General features: G+C 71.6%; 20 protein-coding genes. 13 read left to right on the top strand and 7 right to left on the bottom strand.

The window, feature by feature from the left end; translation table 11 throughout:
• Positions 1-58: 58 nt before the first annotated feature.
• From HMPREF0063_RS05035 to HMPREF0063_RS05025, 3 genes are all read left to right on the top strand, one after another.
• Positions 59-682: a hypothetical protein gene (locus HMPREF0063_RS05035; protein WP_156794042.1), complete on the top strand. Its 624-nt coding sequence runs from the start codon at positions 59-61 to the stop codon at positions 680-682.
• Between the two features lie 296 nt (positions 683-978).
• Positions 979-2,655 (top strand): nitrite/sulfite reductase, encoded by a 1,677-nt coding sequence (locus tag HMPREF0063_RS05030; RefSeq protein ID WP_007077572.1) that lies wholly within the window; start codon positions 979-981, stop codon positions 2,653-2,655.
• A 184-nt stretch (positions 2,656-2,839) separates the two neighbouring features.
• Positions 2,840-3,604 carry a sirohydrochlorin chelatase gene (locus HMPREF0063_RS05025; RefSeq protein WP_007077571.1) on the top strand — a complete coding sequence of 255 codons (765 nt, stop codon included), beginning with the start codon at positions 2,840-2,842 and terminating at the stop codon, positions 3,602-3,604.
• Positions 3,605-3,749: 145 nt separating this feature from the next.
• On the opposite strand, the gene HMPREF0063_RS05020 is transcribed toward HMPREF0063_RS05025, so the two are convergent.
• Complete coding sequence (locus tag HMPREF0063_RS05020) at positions 3,750-4,592, bottom strand: PPK2 family polyphosphate kinase (protein ID WP_040320555.1); 843 nt, start codon at positions 4,590-4,592, stop codon at positions 3,750-3,752.
• A gap of 27 nt (positions 4,593-4,619) precedes the next feature.
• On the opposite strand from HMPREF0063_RS05020, the gene HMPREF0063_RS05015 reads away from it, so the two are divergent.
• From HMPREF0063_RS05015 to msrB, 3 genes are read left to right on the top strand one after another with little or no spacing between them, the layout of a single operon-like run.
• Positions 4,620-5,321 (top strand): dihydrofolate reductase family protein, encoded by a 702-nt coding sequence (locus HMPREF0063_RS05015; RefSeq protein WP_007077569.1) that lies wholly within the window; start codon positions 4,620-4,622, stop codon positions 5,319-5,321.
• Between the two features lie 29 nt (positions 5,322-5,350).
• Positions 5,351-5,845, top strand: a complete 495-nt coding sequence (locus HMPREF0063_RS05010) for a hypothetical protein (protein WP_007077568.1) — start codon at positions 5,351-5,353, stop codon at positions 5,843-5,845.
• 38 nt (positions 5,846-5,883) lie between these two features.
• Positions 5,884-6,291: a peptide-methionine (R)-S-oxide reductase MsrB gene (gene msrB / locus HMPREF0063_RS05005; RefSeq protein ID WP_007077567.1), complete on the top strand. Its 408-nt coding sequence runs from the start codon at positions 5,884-5,886 to the stop codon at positions 6,289-6,291.
• A 21-nt stretch (positions 6,292-6,312) separates the two neighbouring features.
• Here msrB and hemQ read toward each other — a convergent pair whose 3' ends face one another.
• The 3 genes from hemQ to hemE are packed head-to-tail and all read right to left on the bottom strand — an operon-like array spanning position 6,313 to position 9,408.
• On the bottom strand, positions 6,313-7,023 hold the full coding sequence (gene hemQ / locus HMPREF0063_RS05000) for a hydrogen peroxide-dependent heme synthase (protein WP_007077566.1): 711 nt from the start codon (positions 7,021-7,023) through the stop codon (positions 6,313-6,315).
• Positions 7,024-7,027: 4 nt separating this feature from the next.
• Positions 7,028-8,341, bottom strand: a complete 1,314-nt coding sequence (locus HMPREF0063_RS04995) for a protoporphyrinogen/coproporphyrinogen oxidase (RefSeq protein WP_040320553.1) — start codon at positions 8,339-8,341, stop codon at positions 7,028-7,030.
• A 29-nt stretch (positions 8,342-8,370) separates the two neighbouring features.
• Positions 8,371-9,408, bottom strand: a complete 1,038-nt coding sequence (hemE, locus tag HMPREF0063_RS04990) for a uroporphyrinogen decarboxylase (protein WP_007077564.1) — start codon at positions 9,406-9,408, stop codon at positions 8,371-8,373.
• A gap of 83 nt (positions 9,409-9,491) precedes the next feature.
• Between hemE and HMPREF0063_RS04985 the strand changes: the two genes are divergently transcribed.
• The 4 genes from HMPREF0063_RS04985 (at position 9,492) to HMPREF0063_RS04970 (ending at position 13,218) form a co-directional block, all read left to right on the top strand.
• Entirely contained in the window at positions 9,492-10,073 is a 582-nt protein-coding gene (locus HMPREF0063_RS04985) for a DUF3000 domain-containing protein (protein ID WP_040320110.1), read from the top strand.
• A gap of 125 nt (positions 10,074-10,198) precedes the next feature.
• Entirely contained in the window at positions 10,199-11,416 is a 1,218-nt protein-coding gene (locus HMPREF0063_RS04980) for an HRDC domain-containing protein (RefSeq protein WP_245527738.1), read from the top strand.
• 34 nt (positions 11,417-11,450) lie between these two features.
• A complete protein-coding gene (locus tag HMPREF0063_RS04975) occupies positions 11,451-12,617 on the top strand; it encodes an EstA family serine hydrolase (RefSeq protein ID WP_007077561.1) in 1,167 nt (388 codons plus the stop codon).
• A gap of 10 nt (positions 12,618-12,627) precedes the next feature.
• The gene (locus HMPREF0063_RS04970; protein WP_007077560.1) at positions 12,628-13,218 is read left to right on the top strand and encodes a hypothetical protein; all 591 of its coding nucleotides are present in this window, start codon (positions 12,628-12,630) and stop codon (positions 13,216-13,218) included.
• A 151-nt stretch (positions 13,219-13,369) separates the two neighbouring features.
• On the opposite strand, the gene HMPREF0063_RS04965 is transcribed toward HMPREF0063_RS04970, so the two are convergent.
• Entirely contained in the window at positions 13,370-14,353 is a 984-nt protein-coding gene (locus tag HMPREF0063_RS04965; RefSeq protein WP_007077559.1) for an aldo/keto reductase, read from the bottom strand.
• Between the two features lie 105 nt (positions 14,354-14,458).
• On the opposite strand from HMPREF0063_RS04965, the gene secD reads away from it, so the two are divergent.
• Entirely contained in the window at positions 14,459-16,756 is a 2,298-nt protein-coding gene (secD, locus tag HMPREF0063_RS04960) for a protein translocase subunit SecD (RefSeq protein ID WP_007077558.1), read from the top strand.
• Positions 16,757-17,292: 536 nt separating this feature from the next.
• Here the strand turns inward: secD and polA are convergent.
• A complete protein-coding gene (polA, locus tag HMPREF0063_RS04955) occupies positions 17,293-19,968 on the bottom strand; it encodes a DNA polymerase I (RefSeq protein WP_007077556.1) in 2,676 nt (891 codons plus the stop codon).
• Between the two features lie 397 nt (positions 19,969-20,365).
• Positions 20,366-20,965 (bottom strand): GNAT family N-acetyltransferase, encoded by a 600-nt coding sequence (locus HMPREF0063_RS04950; RefSeq protein WP_007077555.1) that lies wholly within the window; start codon positions 20,963-20,965, stop codon positions 20,366-20,368.
• Between the two features lie 117 nt (positions 20,966-21,082).
• Between HMPREF0063_RS04950 and HMPREF0063_RS04945 the strand changes: the two genes are divergently transcribed.
• Together HMPREF0063_RS04945 and HMPREF0063_RS04940 are read left to right on the top strand one after the other, a co-directional pair.
• Positions 21,083-21,850 (top strand): DUF554 domain-containing protein, encoded by a 768-nt coding sequence (locus HMPREF0063_RS04945; protein ID WP_007077554.1) that lies wholly within the window; start codon positions 21,083-21,085, stop codon positions 21,848-21,850.
• 181 nt (positions 21,851-22,031) lie between these two features.
• Positions 22,032-23,369 carry a branched-chain amino acid ABC transporter permease gene (locus tag HMPREF0063_RS04940; protein WP_007077553.1) on the top strand — a complete coding sequence of 446 codons (1,338 nt, stop codon included), beginning with the start codon at positions 22,032-22,034 and terminating at the stop codon, positions 23,367-23,369.

Genomic DNA, 23,369 nt, shown 5'->3' with positions numbered 1-23,369 from the left:
GCGGCGGTATCGTCGCCCCCACCCGCCCATCCCACCGCAGTCCTGACCGGAGGCCGACGTGCGCCCACTCGTGTTCGGAGCCGTCTCGGCCGCCGTCCTCACCTTCACCACCGCCCTCGCCCTCAGGGCGGGTGACGTCGCGTCGGCCGTGCTCGCCGTCGCCGCGGTGACCGCGCTGTTCGGCTGGCTGGCGACGTTCCACCACACCCCCGACCAGTCCGGACTCGCCCTGTCAGGACCGTCCGCAGCCCTGGCGCTCGCCGTGGTCCGCCGCTACCGGTGGTCGGCGTTGCTGCCGCTCGTGACGGCCCAGGTGGTGGGCGCCGTCCTGGGCGGGCTGGGTGGTCTCGCGGTGGCCGACGAATGGGGCCCGGTCGCCATCATCGCGCCGCCCACCCTCGTCGTGGCCGGCGTCTCCGCTGCCCTGGTCGGACTGATCGGCACCTGGGTCGTCTTCAGCGTCGACGGGGACGGTCCCGCCGGGCTGTTGGTGGTCCCGCCCGTCGTGGCCGGAGCCGTCGCGCCGCTGAGCCTGGTCGCGATGGCCCACCCCGCCGCGGTCCTCGGCCTCGCCACGGCCGACGCCCTGCCGTGGGACGTGGCCGCCGTCGCCGCGGGAGCCGGACTGCTCGGCGCCGGCGCCGGCGCCTACCTGATGGGTCTGCTCGTCCCCGCTGAATGACGAGGTGTGACCCAGCCCACATCGGCGTCGTCGTTCCAGGGATTTCACCGTCCTCGTCTCACCATCCAGACAGCCGTCTCATTCCATGGGATTCCATGTTGTGGTCACGGAACGCGCGGCCGACACTGAAGCCATGCTGACGGCGCAGACGATCTGGCTCGTGGAACGACTCCACGTCGATCTCGGTCGCGCCCGCACCATGCTCTGTTCGTAGGTCGCATCCGTCCTGACGACCCCGATGCGCTCGAATCCCTCCCGTGCCGGGACGGGGTCGCGCACGCACCTGAAAGCGAACCATGGCTGACTCCCCCGCAATCGCCCGCCGCCCCCGCCCGTCCCGCGGTGAGGGCCAGTGGGCCCTGGGCTACCGCGAGCCGCTGACGGCCAACGAGCAGATCAAGAAGGACGACAACCCGCTGAACGTGCGGGCGCGCATCGAGAACGTCTACGCCCACCGCGGCTTCGACTACATCGACAAGGCCGACCTGCGCGGACGGTTCCGGTGGTGGGGTCTGTACACCCAGCGCAAACCCGGCATCGACGGCGGCAAGACGGCCACGTTGGAGCCCGAGGAGCTGGAGGACTCCTACTTCATGCTGCGGGTGCGCATCGACGGCGGACAGCTGAACGTCGAGCAGCTGCGGACCATCGCCGGCATCTCGACGGAGTTCGGGCGCGACACCGCGGACCTGACCGACCGCCAGAACGTCCAGCTGCACTGGATCCGGGTCGAGGACATGCCGGAGATCTGGCGCCGCCTCGAGGCCGTCGGACTGCACACGCAGGAGGCCTGCGGCGACTGCCCGCGCATCATCCTGGGCTCCCCCGTGGCCGGCATCGCCGCGAGCGAGATCATCGACGGGACCGAGGTGATCCGAGAGATCGAGTCCCGCTACATCGGTGACCCCGAGCTGTCGAACCTGCCGCGCAAGTTCAAGACAGCCGTCAGCGGCAACCCCGACCACGACACCGTCCCGCAGATCAACGACATCGCGTTCGTCGGGGTGGAGCACCCCGAGCACGGTCCGGGCTGGGACCTGTGGGTCGGCGGCGGCCTGTCGACCAACCCGATGCTCGCCCAGCGGCTCGGCGTGTGGCTGAGCTCCGAGGAGGCCCCCGAGGTGTGGGCGGGCGTCGCCCGCGTCTTCCGCGACTACGGCTACCGCCGCCTGCGGACCCGGGCCCGGATCAAGTTCCTCATCGCCGACTGGGGCGTGGAGAAGTTCCGTCAGGTGCTCGAGGACGAGTACCTGGGACGCCGGCTCACCGACGGCCCCGCCCCGGCGCTGCCGGAGACGCCCGGGGACCACGTCGGCGTGCACCCCCAGAAGGACGGCAAGTTCTACCTCGGGGTGGCGCCTGCTGTGGGCCGCGTGTCCGGCGCCGTGCTGGGTCAGGTCGCCGACATCGCCGAGCGCTACGGCACCGACCGCATCCGCACGACCGCTCACCAGAAGCTCGTCGTGCTCGACATCGACGAGACCGACATCGAGCCGGCCGTGGCCGATCTCGCCGCCGTCGGCCTCGAGGCGCGCCCCTCGGCCTGGCGCCGCAACACCATGGCGTGCACCGGCATCGAGTTCTGCAAGCTCGCGATCATCGAGACCAAGCAGCGCGGCGCCGACCTCATCACCGAGATGGAGAAGCGCGTCCCCGAGCTGGACACGCCGATCACCGTCAACGTCAACGGATGCCCCAACTCCTGCGCCCGGATCCAGGTCGCGGACATCGGCCTGAAGGGCATGCTCGTCATGGACGCGTCCGGCGAGCAGGTCGAGGGCTTCCAGGTGCACCTGGGCGGCGCCCTGGGGCTCGAGGCCGGCTTCGGCCGCAAGCTGCGGGCCCACAAGGTCACCGGCGAGGACCTCCCGGACTACGTCGAGAAGCTGACCCGGGGCTACCTGACCGACCGCACGGAGGGCGAGTCCTTCGCCCGGTGGGTGGCTCGCGCCGACGAGGCGGTCCTGCGATGAGCGGGCGCGCCGCACCCTTCCACTGCCCGTACTGCGCCGACGAGGACCTGCACCCGCACGGCGACACGCACGGCGCCTGGGAGTGTCGCAGCTGCCTGCGCGCGTTCAAGCTCAGCTTCATCGGCCAACTGAACCCCCCCTCGCCCCGCCCCGGGGCCGAGCCCACCGGAAGGAGGAATGCACCATGACCGCCCCTGCTCTCATCGCACTGGCGCACGGCAGCCGCGACCCCCGCTCGGCCGCCACCATCACCCACCTCACGGAGATGGTCGCGTGCATGCGTCCCGACCTCCGCGTGGCACCGGCGTTCCTCGACCTGAGCGAGCCGTCGCTCGACGAGGTGGTCGACCGGCTCGTCGCCGAGGGCCACGGGGAGATCGTCGTGGTCCCCCTGCTGCTCACCGAGGCGTACCACGCCAAGGTCGACGTGCCTGCCGCCGTCGCGTCGGCCCAGGACCGGCACGACGGCCTGCGGATCGAGATCACCCCCGTCCTCGGCATCGAGGCTGCGATCTTCCGTGTGCTGGACCGCCGGTTGCGCGAGGCCCTCAAGCAGCACCGGGTGCGCGAGCTCGACGCCCTGGTGCTCGCCGGCGCCGGATCCACCGACGCCGCGGCGAACGCGAGCATCGCCCGTGCCGCCCGGGTGTGGGGAGCCCACCACAAGCTGCCCGTCATCGCGGCGTTCGCGTCCAGCGCCCCACCGGCTGCTGGTGAGGCCGTGCGCGCCCACCGGGCCGACGGACGTCGTCACATCGCCGTCGGGATGCTGTTCCTCGCTCCCGGGCGGCTGCCCGACCGCGTCACCGAGCTGGCCCTGGAGGCCGGCGCCGTGGCCGTCGCCGAGCCGCTCGGTGTCGACGAGGAGATCGCATCGCTCTTCCTGGCCCGCTACGCCGTCGGTGCGGTCGGCCTGGTGTCCCTCGACGACCTCTTCGCCCCCGCCTGACCCGTCCCCTCCTCACCTCCCAGCCTCCCCGCCTTCCCGCTGGGCGTGACGTTTCGGCCCTGAATTGCGCCGATCCGGGGCCGAAACGTCACTCCCAGCGCGAGGGTGGGTGGGGTCGCCCAGCGCGAGGGTGGGTGGGTGCGGCTCAGCGGGAAGCGGCGAGGCGAGCCTGCTCGGCGGCCACGTCGAAGTCTGCCGGCGGCCACTGCAGGTCGAGTCCACGCAGCGCATCGAGCAGCATCACCCCCACCGCCCAGTTGCGGTACCACTTGCGTCCGGCCGGCACCACGTGCCACGGCGCGGCGTCGGTGGAACAGCGCTCCAGCGCGATCTCGTAGGCCTGTTGGTACTCCGCCCACAGGGCACGCTCGTCGAGGTCGCCCGGGTTGTACTTCCAGTGCTTGGTGGGGTCCTCGAGCCGCTCGGCCAGGCGCTCGGCCTGCGTCTCGGCGTCGACGTGAAGGAAGCACTTGACGATCACCCCGCCGGAATCGACGAACTGCTGCTCGAACTCGTTGATGGCGCCGTACCTGCGCTCGATCTCCACGTCGTCGGCCAACTGCCGGACCCGACCGATCAGGACGTCCTCGTAGTGGGACCGGTCGAACACGCCGACCATCCCCGGCTGCGGGAGCCGAGGTCCGATCCGCCACAGGAAGTCGTGCTGCAGCTCTTCGTCGGTGGGCTTCTTGAACGCCGTGACCGTCAGGCCCTGCGGGTCCATGAGTCCGGCGACCTTGCGCAGGGTCCCGCCCTTGCCCGCGGTGTCCATACCCTGCAGCAGCAGGAGGACCCGGCGCTCCGTGGTCCCCGCGCGCCCTCCGGCGAAGAGCCGCTCCTGCAGATCGGCCAGCTCGGGCTCCAGCTGGGCCGTGGCGGCGAGCGCGGCGTCCTTGTCGTCGTCGAAGCCGGGGGTGGACCGTGCGTCGATCGCGGCAAGGTCCACCGGACCGGTCGTCCGCAGCAGATCGGTCACGGAGGAGGCCATGGCGATCACTATGTCAGGCTTCCGGACATGGATCGCGACCTCCGAGACCGCCTGTACGCCTACCCCGACACCGACCGCCCGTGGGTGCGGATGAACTTCGTCGCCTCGGTCGACGGGTCGGCCACCGGGGCGGACCACCGGTCGGGCGACCTCGGCGGTGAGCCGGACCGCGCCGTGTACCTGCACCTGCGGTCGGTCTGCGACGTGGTCCTCGTCGGCGCCGGTACCGCACGGGACGAGGACTACGGTCCGGTGCGGCTGGATGCGGACCAACAGCAGCGCCGCACCGCCGCCGGCCAGCGACCGGTCCCCGTGCTCGCGCTGGTGACGCGCCGTCCGGACCTCCCCGACGCACTCCGCCGGGACGGAGTCGTGGTGGTGACCACCGCACGGGCCGCCGCGGACCTGGACCTCGGCCCGGTGGAGGTGATCGGGCACGGCGACGACGAGATCGACTGGACGGCCGTGCTCGAGGAGTTCGGGCGGCGCGGATGGAACCGGGTGCTGGGCGAGGGCGGGCCCAGCCTCTTCGCGTCGCTCACCGAGCTCGATCTGGTGGACGAGCTGTGCCTCACCGTGGCGCCGACCCTCACCGCGGGCGACGGGCCGCGGATCACCCACGGTGACGCTGCGGTCGACCGTCCGCTCACCCTGGCCCACGCCGAGGTGGACGACGGCGTCCTGCTGACCCGGTGGCTGCGGCGCCGCGACGGGTCCGACGCGGAGTAGGGTCGGGACAACGACCGAAGGGGACGACCATGTACACCGTCGCGCTGCTGATCGAACGCCCGCTGTCCGCCCTCGACGCCGACCAGGTCGTGGCCCTGCACGAAGGTCTCGACGAGCCGGTGACCTACCAGGTGCTGATGCCCGTGCCCAGCACGCCCCACCTGATGGCGATGTCGCTGGGCAGCCTTGGGGCCGGCCAGGTCGTGCCGCCCACGTCGGCCGAGGTCATCCAGGAGGCCGGCGACGAGGCACGGGCCGAGGCCGAGGAGGGTCTGTCCTCCAGCGCCCGCCTGTTGCTCGACCGTCGCCAGCAGGTCGAGACGACGCTGACCCACGACGAGCCGGTGCACGCGCTCACCGAGCTGGTCGCGCGCACCGGCGCCGCCGAGGCGATCATCATGACCGAGCCGCACTTGGTGCAGGAGTTCTTCCACCTCGACTGGACGTCGCGGGCCAAGCGCCACCTCGACGTACCGACCCTGCACCTGCTCGAGCAGGTCCCCTTCTCGGGTCAGGCGCTCTGAGGCGAGCCGGGTTCAGCGGTCCCCCGTAGGCTGGACGCATGGCATACGACGTCTCCAAGACCGATGACGAGTGGCGCGAGGAGCTGAGCTCCGCGGAGTTCCACGTCCTGCGCAAGGCCGGCACCGAGCGGCCGTTCAGCAGCTCCTACGAGACCGACCCGACGGTGGGTGTGTACGCCTGCCGCGCCTGCGGGGCCGAGCTGTTCCGCAGCGAGACCAAGTTCGACGCCCACTGCGGGTGGCCCGCGTTCTACAGTCCGCTCGCCGGCGACAGCGTCGAGTACGTCGAGGACAAGTCGATGTTCCGCACCCGCACCGAGGTGCGCTGCGCGACCTGCGGGTCCCACCTGGGGCACGTCTTCGAGGGCGAGGGCTTCGACACCCCCACCGATCAGCGGTACTGCATCAACGGCATCGCCCTGCAGCTGCGACCCGACGAGGGCTGAGCCGCCGGTCCACCGTCCGGCTCAGGGCCAGAGCGCGGTGAGCTCGGCGACCGTCCACCGGCGCCCCGTGTAGAACGGGATCTCCTCGCGGACGTGCCGGCGCGCCCGGCTGGCGCGCAGGTCGCGCATGAGGTCCACGATGCGGTGCAGCTCGTCGGCCTCGAAGGCCAGCATCCACTCGTAGTCGCCCAGCGCGAACGACGCGACGGTGTTGGCACGCACGTCGGGATACGGCCGCGCCTGCATGCCGTGCTCCTTCAGCATGTCGCGCCGCTCGTCCTCGGGCAGCAGGTACCACTCGTAGGACCGCACGAACGGGTACACGCAGACCCAGTCGCGCACCGTCTCGTCGGCCATGAAGGCCGGCACGTGGGAACGGTTGAACTCGGCCGGCCGGTGCAGGGCCATCTGCGACCACACCGGCGCCATCCGCGCACCGAGAGCGGTCCGGCGGAAGGCGTTGTACGCCGCCTGCAGCGCGTCGGCCGTCGGTGCGTGCCACCAGACCATGAGATCGGCGTCGGCGCGCAGGCCCGACACGTCGTAGAAGCCGCGCACCACCACGTCGTCGCTCGCGAGGTCGGCCACGAGGGACTCGACCTCGGCGGCCTCCGCCGCACGGTCGGCGTCACCCAGCGGGGTGTCGAGACGGAACACCGACCACATCGTGTAGCGGATGGTCTCGTTGATCTCCTTGGCGATCTTGCCCTGGTTCGGCACGCGCTCAGTCATGCCCTCATTCTCCCGGGTCGGCCAGCAGACGCGCGACGGCGGCCTCGGCCGAGTCGATCACGGCGGGGATGCCGACCCCTCGGTAGGCGGCTCCACACACCTCGAGCCCCCGGACGCCGGCGACGGCCCGGTCGACGGCGTCGATCCGGGCCCCGTGCCCGACGTCGTACTGCGGGAGGCCGCCACCCCACCGTTGCACGTGCCGGTCCGCCGGATCCGGGAGGTCGGGGCAGGCCTCCGCCAGCGCCGACCTCAGGTCCGACAGCGCTCCGTCGGCGAGCGTGCGGTCGTCCGCCAGCAGGGTCGTGCTCTCGCCGGCCCGCCCCAGCGACGTCCGGACGACGGTGCGACCGGACGCCGCGGTCCAGTCCCACTTCGACGACGAGAACGTCGCCGCCTTGATGCGGGTGCCGTCGACGGGCGGCACGAGGAAGCCGGAGCCCGGAAGCTCGAACGACTCCTCCCACACCATCGTGACCAGGGCGACCGATGCGTACTCGACGGCGGCCAGGGCGAAGGCTGCCTCGGGCGCGACGGTCGTCAGGAGCCGCGACGCTGCGGGGGCCGGCACGGCCAGCACCACCGCATCCACGTCGAGGGTCTCGATCGACGACACCGGACCGAGGAGCAGTCGCCAGCCGTCGCCCTCGGGCGCGACGGAGCGGACGGTCACCCCCGTGCGGATCGTCGCGCCGGACGCCGCCGCGACCGCCGCCGGCAACCGGCCGACTCCGCCCCGGACCCCGGCGAAGACCGGCGAGGTGTCGGCCGGGCCGGAGCGCGCGGCGGCCGCCGAGGCCAGGAGGTCGGGTGCCAGAGCGGCGATCTGCGGCGCAGCGGCGAACAGCGAGAGCCGGTCCGCGTGTCCGGCGTAGACGCCGCCGAGGAGGGGCTCGACGAGGCGGTCGACCACCTCGCGGCCGGCGCGCTCGGCCACGAAGGCCCCGACCGAGACGTCATCGGCGGGCAGGGCTGCCGGTGCACCCCCGACCGGTCCGGTCACGATCCCCGACGCCGTGAGTGCGTCCAGATCGGACGGAACCCCCATGACGGTGGGCGGCATCGGCCGCAGCCGGCCACGGGTCCACACCGATGCCGAGGCCGTCCGGGGATGGACCAGGTCGTCGCCCAGACCGACCTCGCGGATCAGGCCGGTGGCCTCGGGCCGGCGCGCGAGCACCGACTCCGCCCCCAGGTCAAGGGTGACTCCACCGACCTCACCGAGCAGCAGCTTGCCACCGATCCGCGGCGATCCCTCGAGCACGACGACGTCGTGACCGGCGGACCCCAGACGAAGGGCCGCCGTCAGCCCGGCCATGCCCGCTCCGACGACGGCGACGTGCACGGTCAGGCCGAGGGGTAGGCGTGGACGAAGTCCACGAGACGTGCCAGGGCGTCGGGATCGGTGGCCGGCAGGACTCCGTGGCCGAGGTTGAAGATGTGCCCCTGCGCCGCACGGCCCGCCTCGATGACCCGCGCCGCCTCGGCGTGCACCACCTCGGTGGGCGCGAACACCACGGTCGGATCGAGGTTGCCCTGCACTGATCGCCCGGGACCGACACGGCGGACGGCCTCGTCGAGCGGGACCCGCCAGTCGACCCCGACGACGTCGGCACCGGCCTCACCCATCGAGCCGAGCAGCTCGCCCGTGCCGACACCGAAGTGGATCCGCGGCACGCCGAGATCGGCGACGGATTCCAGCACGGCCGCGGAGTGCGGCCGGACGTACCGCTCGTAGTCAGCCAGGGACAGCGCACCGGCCCACGAGTCGAACAGCTGGACCGCCGACGCGCCGGCCTCGACCTGCAGCCGCAGGAACTGGCCGGCGATCGCGGCGATGCGTCCGAGCAGCGCGTGCCACAGCTGCGGCTCTGCGTACATCATCTGCTTGGTGAGCCGGTGGTCGCGCGACGGACCTCCCTCGATCAGGTAGGACGCCAGGGTGAACGGCGCACCGGCGAAACCGATGAGCGGGGTGGATCCCAGCTCTCCCACCAGAGCCGTCACGGCGTCGGTGACGGCCGTGACGTCATCGGGTTCGACGTCCCGCAGCTGGGCGAGCTGCTCGGGACGCCTGACCGGCTCGGCCACGACCGGCCCCGTGCCCGGCACGATGTCCAGGTCGACACCGATCGCCTTCAGCGGAACGACGATGTCGGAGAAGAAGATGGCAGCGTCGACGCCGTAGCGACGGACCGGCTGCAGGGTGATCTCCACGACCATGTCGGTGCGGAAGCACGACTCCAACATCGGCACTCCCTCGCGCAGCGCGAGGTACTCCGGGAGGGACCGTCCGGCCTGACGCATGAACCACACCGGGGTGTGGTCGGGCTGCTCACCGCGGGCGGCGCGGAGGAACGGGCTGTCGATCAGGGTCGTGGTCACGGGCCCAGTCTTTCAGGTGCTCCGGTACCGCGACCGGAGTGTCGGACCGGGCCGTTGCCACCGGGCCCACCTACCATCACTGTGTGGGAGTCCGCAACGAAGTCGATCCTGTCCCGGCGCAGTTCACCGCCGCCGTGGAACAGATCGGACTGGCGGCGCTCCGGCCCGAGGTCACCGTCGACCAGATGCCGGCGCCCCGGCGCATCGCCCCGCACGCCCACGCCGTCACCGGTGACGTGCTGGTCGGCGACGACGAGCTGGCGACCGGACGGTTCATCCTCCTGCACGACCCGGCCGGCAACGACACCTGGGGAGGCACCTTCCGGTGCGTCACCTTCGCCCGGGCGGACATCGAGTTCGACATGGCCGCCGATCCCGTCCTCCCGGGCGTCGGCTGGAGCTGGTTGTCCGACGCCCTCGCGTCACGGGGCGCTGAGCTCACCGCGGCCAGCGGCAGTGTCACCGTGGTGCACACCGAGGCCTTCGGCGACATGGTCGACAACGGCACCGACGCCCAGATCGAGGTCAGGGCGTCGTGGACACCCACCACGGGGGTCGCCGACCACGTCGGGGCGTGGACCGACCTGCTGTGCATGCTCGCCGGTCTGCCACCGCTGTCCCCGGACGTCGTACCGCTCCCCCGCCGCACCTGGGGCGGCCGATGAACCAGCACAATCCTGAGTTCATCTCGCCGCAGTCGGCGCCGCGGCAGGCCCCACCCTCGTCGGTCGACAGCGAGTCGGACCAGAACCCTGCACCGGACCAAAAGCCTGTGCCCGACCAGAACCCCGTGCCCGACCGCCCGGTGGAACCGCCGGCTCCCCCGTCGCCTCCTCTGACGCTCCGCGACCCGCTGCCACCGGTGGTCGACACCGCGGCAGCCCTGGCCGAGACGTGCGCGGCCGTCGCACGCGGGTCCGGACCGGTCGCCCTCGACGCGGAGCGGGCCTCGGGCTACCGCTACTCCCAGCGGGCCTACCTGGTGCAGCTGCGGCGCGAAGGGTCGGGCACCCACCTGGTCGACCCGATCGGCTTCGGTGGTCTGGAGGACCTCGACGACGCCATCGGCGACGCCGAGTGGATCCTGCACGCCGCCACCCAGGACCTGCCGTGCCTGGCCGAGATCGGGCTGAGGCCGCGGGCGCTGTTCGACACCGAGCACGCCGGGCGTCTGCTCAACCTGCCACGCGTCGGCCTGGCGACCCTGGTCGAGCATTTCCTCGGCCGCAGTCTGGCCAAGGAGCACTCAGCCGCCGACTGGTCGACCCGTCCGCTGCCGGAACCGTGGCTCGTCTACGCCGCTCTCGACGTCGAGGTGCTCGTCGAGCTGCGCGACCTGCTCGATGCCGAGCTGCGCGAGGCGGGAAAGCGGGAGTGGGCCGCCCAGGACTTCGAGGCCCTGCTGTCGTTCACGGGACCGCCGGAGAAGACCGAGCGGTGGCGCCGCACCTCCGGCATGCACCGGGTGCGGGGTCGCCGCACCCTCGCCCTGGTACGGGCCCTCTGGCTGACCCGCGACGAGATCGCCGAGCACCGCGACACCACCCCTGGCCGCATCCTCCCCGATGCCGCCCTGGTCGAGATCGCGACGGCGGCACCTCAGGACATGGCCACGCTCAAGGGTCTGCGCGGCCTGCGCGGGCAGGGTCCGCGCCGGTACCTGAGCCAGTGGCACGACGCGGTCGAGAACGCCTTGGCCCTGCCGGAGGCCGACCTGCCGACCGTCGGCCAGCGCACGGACGGTCCCCCGCCCCCGAGAGCCTGGGTCGACAAGTTCCCCGAGGCCGCCGCGCGACTCGCGCGGTGCCGTGACGCCGTCACCGGACTGGCCGAGGAGCACGACCTGCCCACGGAGAACCTCATCAGCCCGCACCTGGTCCGAGCGCTCGCGTGGGAGCCACCGGCCGAGGTCAGCACCGCGACCGTGTCGTCGGTGCTCCGCGACGGCGGCGCCCGACCCTGGCAGATCGATCTGGTCGGCGACCCCCTGGTCGAGGCCCTGGTCTAGGCGGCCGGGTGGAGTCCGCGGCTACGGTGGTCCCGTGAGCCAACCCGTCGTCGACCCCCGTCTCGCCGGCGTCGCCGAGCTGCTGGCCGACGGCGTCGCCGACGGCCGTGAGCGCGGTGCGTCCCTCTGTGTCATCCAGGACGGCGAGGTGCTGCTCGACACTTGGGCCGGCTGGTTCGACGAGGAACGCACCGTCCCGTGGACGCACGACACCCTGACGCCGGTCTGGTCGATCAGCAAGGTCATGGTGAACCTCGCTGCGCTCGTGCTGCACGACCGGGGCGAGCTCGACGTCGACGCGCCGGTCGCCGACTACTGGCCCGAGTTCGCCGCCGCCGGCAAGGAGCACGTGACCGTCGCCATGCTGCTGTCGCACGCGTCGGGCGTCTCCGGGTGGGACCAGCCCGTCCAGGTCGACGACCTGTACGACTGGGAGCGGTCGACGGCCGCACTCGCGGCCCAGGCGCCGTGGTGGACGCCCGGGACGGCCACGGGCTACCACCTGCTCAACCAGGGCCACCTCGTCGGAGAGGTCGTCCGACGGGTGTCGGGACGGACTGTCGGCAGGTTCGTCGCCGAGGAGATCGCCGGCCCCCTGGGCGCCGACTTCCACCTGGGTCTCGGGCCGGACGACGACCACCGGGTCTCGCCGGTCACGCCCCCGCAGATGATCGACGTCGACATGACCGGGCTCGACGCCACGCACCCGTTCGTCCGCACCTTCACGGGGCCCTTCGTCCCCGCGCACGAGGCCAATACCGAGCGGTGGAGGCGGGGCGCGATCCCCGCGGCCAACGGGCACGGGAACGCCCGGTCGGTGGCGCGGATCCAGTCGATCGTGTCCCACGGAGGCGAGCTCGACGGCGTGCGCCTGCTCTCGCCCGCCACGATCGACCGCATCCTGCGCCCGGTCAGTGACGGCTGGGACCGCGTCCTCGACGTCCCGTTGACCTTCGGGCTCGGGTGGGCGCTGCCGGACGACCGCATCATGCCGTCGGTCCCGGCCGGGCGCCGCTGCTACTGGGGCGGTCTCGGCGGATCGGTGGTCGTCAACGACCTCGAACGCCGCCGCACGGTGGCCTACGTGATGAACCGGATGATCTTCGAGCCCGTGCCGGGACACGCCGTCGCCCGCATCCGGCCCTGCGGCGACTCCCGCTCCGACGCCTACCTCGCGGCCGTCGACGAGGCGTTGCGATGACGGCTCGGACATGAACGACTTCCGTCGCCCGTCTCTGCCCGGCCCGCTGCTGTTCGAGGCGCAGGAGGGTGGTCACGACCCGGCGGAGGCGGCCGCGGCGGGACACCGCATCGCCGCGCTGCTCGTGCGGGGTCCGAACAACCCCACCGACGCCGGGCTGGTCGACCGCGTCACCCGGCTCGCCGACACCGAGGGGCTCGGCGTGATCGCCGAGCTCTGGGCCACCGCACCGGCCGACACCGTCGCCGGGTCGCTGTGGCGCCTCTACCTGCTCCGCACCTGGGTGCACCGCCAGCCTGCCCAGGCAGCGCGTGAGTTCGCCGCGGGACGCACGTGGGCGCCGGTGGCCGACGCGCTCGCGGGCCTGGTCGACCCGCCGTCCCCCGACGACGTGGTGCGCCTGGTCGACACAGTGGTCGGCGGCATCGTGCGGTCCGACTTCGACGTCATCCTCGACCGCGCGGCGGCCTTCGCCCAGGTCGTCGCGGTCGGGCGGGGCCACCTGGACTCCGGCGATCCGGTCAGCGCTGCCCGCTTGTTCGACCTCGCCACCCAGCTGCGTCATGCGGCCGCCCTGGAGCGCAGGTCACAGCTGCACTGATCCGCTCCGAGCACGCCACGGAGCACGTGCGGGCTGGGCCGACTCCGTTAGACTGACCGGGCGTCGGGCTGCGGTAGCCCCGGGTCCCAACATCAGCCGCCACGAGCGGCCACGCGCCGTGAGGCGCTCCCAGCCCGACGCCCCACTCTCCTCACGCAGGGGCGAAGGTCGTGTACGACTGCGAGGGTGCCCCGAGCCGGTCGAGCTCAGCCCGGTCGTCCTCCGACGGCTCCCAGCCGGCGGCGCTGACGTTCGCCGCGACCTGCTCCGGACGCGAGACCCCGGCGATGACGCTCGACACCGCCGGGCGGGAGGCGAGGCCTCCGATCGCGACCTGCAGGAGCGACAGCCCGCGCTGGTCCGCGTAGTCGGTCAACGCGTCGATCCGGTCCCAGTCGGCGCCCTCGAGCCGGGGCCGCTGCCGCTGCACCGAGAGGCGACTGCCCTCCGGCGGTTCGGCGCCGCGCTCGTACTTGCCGGTCAGCAGGCCGTACGCGAGCGGGAAGTACGGCAGGATCCCGACGTCCAGCGACGTACAGGCCGGGACCAGCTCCACCTCGGCCGTGCGGTTGTACAGGGAGTACTCGTTCTGGGCGGTGGCGAACCGGGCGAGTCCGCCGACGCGGCTCGTCCAGTCCGCGTCGACGACCTGCCAGGCCTGCAGGTTCGAGCTGCCGATCGCCCTCACCAGGCCGGCCCGGACCAGCTCGTCCAGGGCTCCCAGGGTCTCCTCGACGGGCGTGGCCGGGTCGGGGGTGTGCAGCTGGTACAGGTCGATGTGGTCGGTACCCAACCGGCGCAGGCTCGCCTCGACCGCCGTCCGGACGTAGGTGGCCGAACCGCGCCGCCCGCCGTCGTCGCCGTTGACGCCCTGCATGTCCATCCCGAACTTCGTCGCGACGACCACCTCGGAGCGCCGACGGCCCAGGGCCGCACCGAGCAGTTCCTCGCTGCGACCCCCGGCGTACACGTCCGCGGTGTCGAAGAAGGTGACCCCGTGGTCGAGGGCTGCATCGACCACCTGCTGCACCTCCTCGGCCCCGATGCGGTCACCGAACGCGTTGCACCCGATCCCCACCGTGGACACCTCGATGCCGCTGTGTCCCAGGCGCCGGCCATGAAGTCGCTGTGTCATGCCACCAGCCTAGGTCGGGCAGGAGGGACTGCACCGTATGCTGCGTGAGGCGCATCTCCCGGTCGACCGGGGCGCCCGCATCCACCCGCCGAGGAAAGCTGCTCGATGAGATTCACGTCCACCACCTGGCGCGCCCTGGCCGCGCTCGCCGTGATCGCCGGTGTGCTCGCCCTGGCGTTCACCCAGCCGGCCCAGCTCGGGCTCGACCTGCGCGGCGGCACCCAGATCGTCTTCGAGACCCAGAGCACCGACCGGGTCGAGGCCGACGCGGAGTCGACCGACCGGGCCCTGGAGGTCATCCGTGGTCGTGTCGACGCGCTCGGCGTCGCCGAGCCGAGCATCGCGCGGTCGGGCGAACGCCGGATCATCGTCGAGCTGCCCGGTCTGCAGGACCCGCGTGAGGCGGCCGAGACGATCGGCCAGACCGCCCAGCTGAGCTTCCACGAGGTCATCCAGCCCGTGGCACCGGGACAGGGCGCCCCCGAGGGCCAGCTCGTCGTACCCGACGAGCAGGGAACCCGTCTGCTGCTCGGCCCAGTGGCGGTCGACGGCGAAGGGGTGTCCGATGCGGCCGCCACGACCGTGCAGCAGGGTCTCGGCGAGTGGGTCGTGAACGTCGACTTCGCCGGCCCGGGTCGTGACGGCTGGAACCAGCTCGTCGCCGCCGCCTGCGCCAACACCGCCGGCGGACAGCGCGTCGCAATCGTCCTGGACGACCAGATCATCTCGTCACCAGCCGTGCAGCCCAGCCTGTGCGCCTCCGGCGGCGGCAACAGCACCCAGATCACGGGCAACTTCACGCAGGAGACTGCCGAGGACCTGTCCGTGCTCATCAAGGGTGGAGCGCTGCCGGTCCCCCTGGAGCTCATCGAGCAGCGCACGGTCGGAGCGACCCTCGGCGAGGCCGCGATCGACGCCTCGATCGAGGCCGCGATCATCGGCATCATCCTGACGGGTCTGTTCATCGTGCTCGTCTACCGCGTCATCGGGTTCCTCGCCACGCTCGCGCTCGCCTCGTACGCCCTCATCGCGTTCGGCCTCCTCGTCGGCATCGGGGCCACCCTGACCCTGCCGGGCCTGGCCGGTTTCGTGCTGGCGATCGGCCTGGCGATCGACGCCAACGTGCTGGTGTTCGAGCGGGCCCGCGAGGAGTACACCGAGCACCCCGACCACGGCCTGGCTCCTGCGTTGAAGACCGGGTTCTCCAAGGCCTGGTCAGCGATCCTCGACTCCAACGTGACCACCCTGATCGCAGCAGCGCTGCTGTTCTTCCTCGCCTCCGGACCCGTGAAGGGCTTCGGCGTGACCCTCTCGATCGGTGTCATCGCGTCCATGGTCTCGGCGCTCGTGATCGCCCGGGTCCTGACCGAGTTCGCCGTCAAGCGGTCGGTCCTGCGATCCAACCCCGGCGTCAGCGGCATCTCCCGCACCGGACGGATCCGGCAGTGGCTGACCGAGAGCGGCCCGGACCTGATGAGGCGCAGCGGCACGTGGCTCGCGATCACCGCAGCCGTGGCAGTCGTGTCGATCGGCGGCATCGTCGTCCGTGGCCTCGACCTCGGTGTGGAGTTCACCGGCGGCCGGTTGCTGGAGTACTCGACCGGGTCGCCGGTCGACGTCGAGGTCGCCCGCGAGGCCGTGAGCGACGCCGGGTTCCCCCGGGCCATCGTGCAGGAGTCCTCCAGCGACGGCGTCACCGAGAACATCACCGTCCGGGTGGAGGAGATCTCCGACGACGAGGCGGTCGCGATCGAGGAGGCCGTCGGCGAGGTCGGTGACGGGTCCACGAAGATCCGTGACGAGCTGCTGACTGCGAGCCTGGGCCAGGAGCTGCGCAACAAGGCGCTGATCGCCTTCGCGATCGCGATCTCGGCGCAGATGTTGTACCTGTCGTTCCGGTTCCGCTGGACCTATGCCGTCGCCGCCCAGGTGTCGATGGTGTCGGTGGTGCTGACGGTCGTCGGCATCTTCGCCTGGTGGGGCAAGCCGATCGACGGTGTCTTCCTCGCGGCCGTGCTGTCGATCATCGGTCTGGCGGTCAACGACACGATCGTGATCTTCGACCGGATCCGAGAACGCACCGCCGAGAACGTGACCCGGCCCCTGCGTGAGGTGGTGAACTCCGCCATCCTGCAGACGATCCCGCGGACCATCAACACCGGTCTCGGCGCGATCTTCATCCTCGCGGCCCTGGCCGTGCTGGGTGGCGACTCCCTGAAGGACTTCGCCATCGCCCTGATCCTCGGGCTGTCGATCGGCATCCTCTCGACGATCTTCACCGCCTCGGCGTTGGCCATCGTGCTGGAGGAACGGTGGCCTTACGATCCCGAGGCACAGCCCGAGAAGGCTGCCGATCCCTACGCCCACATCGATGACGGGCGCAGCGACGGGGCCGTGATCTAGGCCGGACTCTCACGCGAGGTTCGCCTCGCTCCGCTCACGCCCTCGTTCCTCGGGCTGGCGGACGCACCCCGGTGGTCGCCAGGGAGCGCAGCGACCGTGAGGGCGGAGCCCGAGGCGACCCTCACGCGAGGTTCGCCTCGCTGCGCTCACGCCCTCGCAAGCTCGGGCTGGCCAACGCAACCCTGCGGTCGCCAGGTAGCGGAGCGACCGTGAGGGCGAGGAACGAGCCCGAGGCGACACTCGCGCAAGGTTCGCCTCGCTGCGCTCACGCCCTCGCAAGCTCGGGCTGGCGAACACCTGGCCGCGACTGCCCGGTGGTTGAGGTGCTGCGAGGAACGAGCAGCCTCGAAACCACACACCCCTGTGGTCGCCGAGGAGCGCAGCGACCGTGAGGGCGAAGCCCGAGGCGACCTCACGCGAGGTTCGCCTCGCTGCGCTCACGCCCTCGTTCCTCGGGCTGGCGAACGCAACCCTCGCGGTCGCCAGGGAGCGCAGCGACCGTGAGGGCGGAGCCCGAGGCGCCCCTCACGCGAGGTTCAGTGACCCGCCTCGTGCCACGTGCGGCCCACCCCGACCGAGACGTCCAGCGGCACGGACAGGTCGGCGGCGGCCGCCATCTGCTCGCGGACGAGCGCCTCGAGAGCGTCCCGCTCCCCCGGAGCCACCTCCAGGACGAGCTCGTCGTGCACCTGCAGCAGCATGCGCGAGCCGAGGCCCGCGTCGGCCAACGCGCGGTCGACCCCGAGCATCGCCACCTTGATCAGGTCGGCCGCCGAACCCTGGATGGGGGCGTTGAGGGCCATCCGCTCGGCCATCTCCCGCCGCTGGCGGTTGTCGCTCTGCAGGTCCGGCAGGTACCGGCGGCGGCCCAGGATGGTGGCGGTGAACCCCGTCTGGCGCGCCTCGTCGACGACTCCGTGCAGGTAGTCGCGGACACCGCCGAAGGTCTGGAAGTAGTCGTCCATCAGCACCTGGGCGTCGCCGGGACTGATGCCGAGCTGCTGACCGAGCCCGTACGAGGAGAGCCCGTACGCCAGCCCGTAGTTCATGGCCTTGATGCGGGCCCGCAGCCCACCGTCGATGTCGCCGGGATCGCGGTCGAAGACCTTGGCCGCCATGACGGTGTGGAAGTCCTCGCCCGTGCGGAACGCCTCGATCAACCCGGCGTCCTCGGACAGGTGCGCCATGATGCGCATCTCGATCTGGCTGTAGTCGGCGGTGAGCAACGTCTCGAACCCCGGCCCGACGCAGAAGGCCTCACGGATACGCCGCCCGGACTCCGTGCGGATCGGGATGTTCTGCAGGTTCGGGTCGGCCGAGCTGAGCCGGCCCGTGGCGGCGATGGTCTGCGCGTAGGTGGTGTGGATGCGACCGTCGGGTGCCACGGTCTTCTGCAGTCCCTCGACGGTCTGCCGCAGCCGGGTCACGTCGCGGTGGGCGAGCAGGTGCTCCAGGAACGGGTGCTGGGTCTTGGCGAACAACCCCTGGAGGGCATCGGCGTCGGTCGTGTAGCCGGTCTTGGTGCGCTTGGTGCGCGGCATGCCCAGCTCGTCGAACAGGACGACTTGCAGCTGCTTGGGCGATCCGAGGTTCACCTCCCGGCCGATGACGGCGTACGCCTCCTGCGCGGCGCCGAGCATCCGCTCGGTGAACTCCGCGTGCAGAGTGTCGAGGTGGTCGGTGTCGACCGCGATGCCGGTGGACTCCATCGTCATCAGCACGTCGACGAGCGGCAGCTCGAGGTCGGCCAGCAGGCTCATCGAGTCGCTGGCCTCGAGCTCGGCGCCGATGACGGCCCAGAGGTCCAGCGCGGCGCGGGCGCGCTGGACGGCCACGTCGGCGCCCGTGTCGACCTCCTCGAACGCGAGCTGGCCGGTGTCGGCGCCGGTGGTCACGAGCTCACGGTGCAGGTAGCGCACCGAGAGGTCCGCGAGGTCGTACGCCCGCTGGTCAGGACGCACCAGGTAGGTGGCGATGGCCGTGTCGGCGACCAGGCCCCGCACCGTCCATCCCTGCGCGGCGAGCGCGTGCAGCTGGCCCTTGGCGTCGTGCAGGACGACCGGTCGCTCGGCGTCGGCGAGCCAGCCGGCGATCGCTGCCTCGTCGTCCGCGTCGAGCGTGTCGACCCCCACCCAAGCGGCGTGACCGTCGGCGGTGGCGATCGCGAGGGCACGGGCGCGGGCGTCGGTGGGGGTGGTGTCACCGTCGACCTCCAGCCCCACCGGGTCTGCCCCGACGTGCTCGGACAGCCACGCTGCGACGCCGCCGGCCGGCACCACGGTGAGCTCGACGTCGACGGCAGCGTCTGCGGCGACCGACTCGTCGCCACCTCCGAGGTAGCTGAAGAGTCGTTCGCGCAGGGCGGCGAACTCCAGGGAGTCGAACACCGTGTGGATCGCCTCGCGGTTCCACTTGGTGCTGAACGCCAGATCGGCCGGTACCGCGTCGAGCGAGAGGTCACGGACGAGCGCATTGATGCGCCGGTTGCGCAGCACCGAGTCCAGGTGCTCCCGCAGGGACGCCCCCGCCTTGCCCGGCACCTGGTCGACCTCGGCGACCAGTGACTCCAGGGAGCCGTAGGTGGCGATCCACTTGGCGGCCGTCTTGGGTCCCACGCCGGGCACTCCCGGCAGGTTGTCGCTGGTCTCGCCGACCAGCGCCGCGAGCTCGGGGTACTGAGCCGGGTCGACGCCGTACTTCTCGCGCACGACCTCCGGCGTCATCCGGGCCAGGTCGGACACCCCCTTGCGCGGGTACAGGACGGTCGTGGTGTCGGTGACCAGCTGGAGGGCGTCACGGTCGCCGGTGCAGATCAGCACCTCCATCCCGGCCTCCTGGGCCTCCCGGGTCAGGGTGCCGATGATGTCGTCGGCCTCGAAACCGTCCTTCTCGAAGGTCCGGATGCCGAGGGCGTCGAGGACCTCCTTGATGAGCGGGATCTGACTCTTGAACTCGTCAGGGCTCTTGCTGCGGTTGCCCTTGTACTCCGCGTACTCCTCGGTGCGGAACGTGCGCCGGGAGACGTCGAAGGCGACCGCGACGTGGGTCGGCGTCTCGTCCCGCAGCACGTTGATGAGCATCGAGGTGAAGCCGAACACCGCGTTGGTGTGCTGGCCGGTGGTCGTCGCGAAGTTCTCGACGGGCAGGGCGAAGAAGGCTCGGTAGGCGACCGAATGGCCGTCGATCAGCAGGAGTCGGTCCACGTCGATCACCCTAGCCGCCGACGCTGACGCCCCGACGGGTGTGCGACGCGGCCAGGCGGCCGCCAGGGAGCGCAGCGACCGTGAGGGCGGAGCCCGAGGCGACCCTCGCGTGGGGTTCGCCTCGCTGCGCTCACGCCCTCGTTCCTCGGGCTGGCGAACGGTGCCTGCGGTCGCCAGGGAGCGCAGCGACCGTGAGGGCGAAGCCCGAGGCGACACTCACCCAGGGTTCGCCTCGCTGCGCTCACGCCCTCGTTCCTCGGGCCGGCGAACGCATGGTCGCGACCGTGAGGGCGGAGCCCGAGGCGACACTCACGTGGGGTTCGCCTCGCTGCGCTCACGCCCTCGTTCCTCGGGCTGGCGAACACGAAGCCCGAGGTGTTTGCCTCGCTACGCTGACGCGAACGGCTCAGGCGGTCGGCCGTGCGCCCTGGCGCCGGCGCAGGGTGCGCCGCACCGCGATCATCCGACCCGTCTCGCGGGAGTGGGTCGACCGGGCGGTCAGTCGTGACCGCAGCTTGCTGGCCTGGATCGCCCGCAGCACCGCCACCTGGCTGAACCCGACCTTGGTGAGGTAGCGGTGCGGCTCCCGCGCCTGCGCGGGGATGCACGCCAGCACGACCTCGCAGTCGTGGTCGTCACCGTGGTCGGCGACGGCGGACAGCAGGGCCCAGGCCACGCCGCGGCGTCGGTGACGGGTCGAGACCTGCAGGTCGGTGACCACCAGGACCCGGGTCGGCGTGATCGGGGTGAGGGTCGTGATCTGGCAGACCGTCGCACCCACGATCTCGTCGTCGACCAGCGCCACGATCACCCGACTGCCCGAGCGGGACTGGTGCTCGGTCAGGGTGAGCGACGCCTCGTCGACCGTCGGACGCCGCCACAGGGACTGCTGCTGGCCGGCGTCGGCGTCCAGACCGGCCGCCACCCCGTCCTCCCAGAGCTCGATCAGGGCGGCCGCATCGGCGAGACCGGCGTCCCGCAGCACGACCGGTGACCTGGCGGCCATGACGCTCCTCGACGGTGGGCGGGTGGGGAAGGACCCGCGGCACGGCCCGTGGCCGCGACGCAGTGACAGACTACGCGCTGGTGGCGGCCCCAGGAGGGGAAGCCGGGAAGGACCACCATGTTCATCGGCATCGGCACGCTCACCAACGTGGTGACCGTGCTCGTGGGCGGCGGGCTCGGCCTGCTGATCGGTGGTCGCCTCGACGAGAGGATCCGCTCGACCGTCACCACGGCGCTCGGGCTGGTGACGCTGCTGATCGCTGCCGACGCCGCCGTCGCCGTCGGCGACCCGGCCCTCACCGATGCGGTCGGCACCAGCGCGCCGATGCTGATCGTCCTGGGATCGCTGCTGATCGGCGGCATCGTGGGGTCCTGGTGGCGACTCGAGGACCGCCTGACGGCCGTGGGCGGCTGGTTGCAGCGGCGCCTCGTCCGGCGGGACGCCGGCGAATCCCCCGACACCGACGGCGTCGACCGGCGGGCGCGGTTCGTCGAGGGATTCGTGATCAGCTCCCTCGTGTTCTGCGTCGGCCCGCTCACCATCCTCGGCTCCTTCCAGGAGGGCATCGGCAACGGGCCCGACCAGTTGTGGCTGAAGTCCCTGCTCGACGGGTTCGCCGCTCTGGCGTTCGCCGCGTCCCTCGGGGTCGGGGTGCTCGCATCCGCGCTGGCGGTGGCCGTCGTCCAGGGCGGCCTGACCCTCGTGGGGGTCGCGGCCGGCTCGGTGCTGCCGGAGGCTCACCTCGCCGCCATCACGGCGACCGGCGGACTCATCCTCATCGGCGTCGCGCTGCGGCTGCTGGACCTCAAGTCCTTCCCGGTCGCCGACCTGCTCCCCGCCCTGCTGGTGGCTCCACTCCTGACCGCCGTCGTCCTGTCGTTCTGACGGCGCGCTACCCCTCGGGAGAACGTCGGACGACGCCGGGGCGAACGGTCCGACACCGATTTGTTACCTGTGGGGTTCGCCCACAGCCTGCGCACGACCCCGCTCCCGAACTATGCTCACGCCAGACGTGGTGACCCCCACGCCCGGAAGTGACTGGTCCGCCCCACCCCAGGAGTCACGTGTGCAACGCCGACTGACGGCCCTCTTCGCTGCTGTGGCGATCCTCATGCTGGTGGCTCCGACCGCCGCGTTCGCCGAGGAGAGCCCGGACCCGACCCCGTCGCCCACGGCCTCCGCGCCGGCAGCGCCCGCCACCCCGCCCGACGGGCCCTCCATCGGTGTCCTGCTGCTCGACAGCACCGGCGACGGCGACAGCAAGCCCGTCCCCGACGCCACCCTCGTGGTGACCGACGAGGACGGCGACGAGGTGGGCGAGGGTGAGACCGGACCCGAAGGTCGCGTGTTCATCGCGGTGCCCGAGCGGGGCACCTACACCGTGACCATCGACACCGACACCCTGCCGGACGGCGTGGAGCTCAGCGGCGAGGAGGAGAGCCGCACCGTCCAGGTCGTGCTCGACGGCCCGACGTTCGCGCAGTTCCAGATCGGCGTCGACGCGATCGAGGCCGTGCCGTTCTCGGACCGGTTCATCGAGGCCATGGTCTCGGGCATCAAGTTCGGCCTGATCGTGGCGCTGGCCGCCCTCGGGCTCTCGTTGATCTTCGGCACCACCAAGCTCACCAACTTCTCGCACGGCGAGCTGATCACCTTCGGTGCGATCGCCACCTACGTGGCCAACCGCGGCCTCGGCCTGCCGGTCGTCTTCGCCGGCATCGCCGCCGTCGCGGCCTCCGCGCTCTTCGGGTACCTGCAGGACAAGATGCTGTGGAAGCCGCTGCGCAACAAGGGCGTCGGCATCATCGCCATGATGATCGTGTCGATCGGTTTCGGGCTGTTCCTGCGCAACGTCTACCAGTACACCTTCGGTGGATCGCGCCGCTCGCTGTCGGAGTACGTCAGCCAGGGTCGGGACGACTACGGTTTCGTCTCCCTGGCGCCCAAGGAGATCGCGATCATGGGCATCGCGCTCGTGACCCTGGTGGTCGTGGTCACCGCACTGATGACCACCCGGCTGGGCAAGGCCATGCGGGCGGTGTCGGACAACCCGGCCCTGTCGGCGTCGTCGGGCATGCGCGTCGACGGCGTGATCTCGTCGGTCTGGGTGCTCGGCACCGCCCTCACGGGGCTCTCCGGCGTCCTGCTGGCCGTCAACAGCCAGGTCAACTTCCTCATGGGGTTCCGCCTGCTGCTGCTGGTCTTCGCGGCCGTCACCCTCGGCGGGCTCGGCACCATCTGGGGCGCACTGGTCGGATCGATGATCATCGGCATCATGGTCGAGGTCGGTCCGCTGTTCGGTGTGCCCACCTCGATCAAGGAGGTGGGCGCCCTCGTGGTGCTCATCCTCATCCTGCTGGTCAGACCACAAGGAATCCTCGGCCGCCGCGAGCGGATCGGGTAA

Source organism: Aeromicrobium marinum DSM 15272 (assembly GCF_000160775.2).
Classification (GTDB): domain Bacteria; phylum Actinomycetota; class Actinomycetes; order Propionibacteriales; family Nocardioidaceae; genus Aeromicrobium; species Aeromicrobium marinum.
Note: the sequence above shows the minus strand (reverse complement) of the source record. Positions and strands in the feature narration are given on the sequence as shown.

What these genes read in the sequence shown, in the direction of transcription:
- HMPREF0063_RS05010 (WP_007077568.1), top strand. Translation starts at nt 5,351, where the DNA reads ATGTACACCGTCGCGCTGCTGATCGAACGCCCGCTGTCCGCCCTCGAC.
- HMPREF0063_RS04970 (WP_007077560.1), top strand. Translation starts at nt 12,628, where the DNA reads ATGAACGACTTCCGTCGCCCGTCTCTGCCCGGCCCGCTGCTGTTCGAG.
- hemQ (WP_007077566.1), bottom strand. Translation starts at nt 7,023, where the DNA reads ATGACTGAGCGCGTGCCGAACCAGGGCAAGATCGCCAAGGAGATCAAC.
- msrB (WP_007077567.1), top strand. Translation starts at nt 5,884, where the DNA reads ATGGCATACGACGTCTCCAAGACCGATGACGAGTGGCGCGAGGAGCTG.
- HMPREF0063_RS04950 (WP_007077555.1), bottom strand. Translation starts at nt 20,965, where the DNA reads ATGGCCGCCAGGTCACCGGTCGTGCTGCGGGACGCCGGTCTCGCCGAT.
- HMPREF0063_RS05025 (WP_007077571.1), top strand. Translation starts at nt 2,840, where the DNA reads ATGACCGCCCCTGCTCTCATCGCACTGGCGCACGGCAGCCGCGACCCC.
- HMPREF0063_RS05020 (WP_040320555.1), bottom strand. Translation starts at nt 4,592, where the DNA reads ATGGCCTCCTCCGTGACCGATCTGCTGCGGACGACCGGTCCGGTGGAC.
- HMPREF0063_RS04995 (WP_040320553.1), bottom strand. Translation starts at nt 8,341, where the DNA reads ATGGCCGGGCTGACGGCGGCCCTTCGTCTGGGGTCCGCCGGTCACGAC.
- HMPREF0063_RS05030 (WP_007077572.1), top strand. Translation starts at nt 979, where the DNA reads ATGGCTGACTCCCCCGCAATCGCCCGCCGCCCCCGCCCGTCCCGCGGT.
- HMPREF0063_RS04945 (WP_007077554.1), top strand. Translation starts at nt 21,083, where the DNA reads ATGTTCATCGGCATCGGCACGCTCACCAACGTGGTGACCGTGCTCGTG.
- secD (WP_007077558.1), top strand. Translation starts at nt 14,459, where the DNA reads ATGAGATTCACGTCCACCACCTGGCGCGCCCTGGCCGCGCTCGCCGTG.
- HMPREF0063_RS04965 (WP_007077559.1), bottom strand. Translation starts at nt 14,353, where the DNA reads ATGACACAGCGACTTCATGGCCGGCGCCTGGGACACAGCGGCATCGAG.
- HMPREF0063_RS05015 (WP_007077569.1), top strand. Translation starts at nt 4,620, where the DNA reads ATGGATCGCGACCTCCGAGACCGCCTGTACGCCTACCCCGACACCGAC.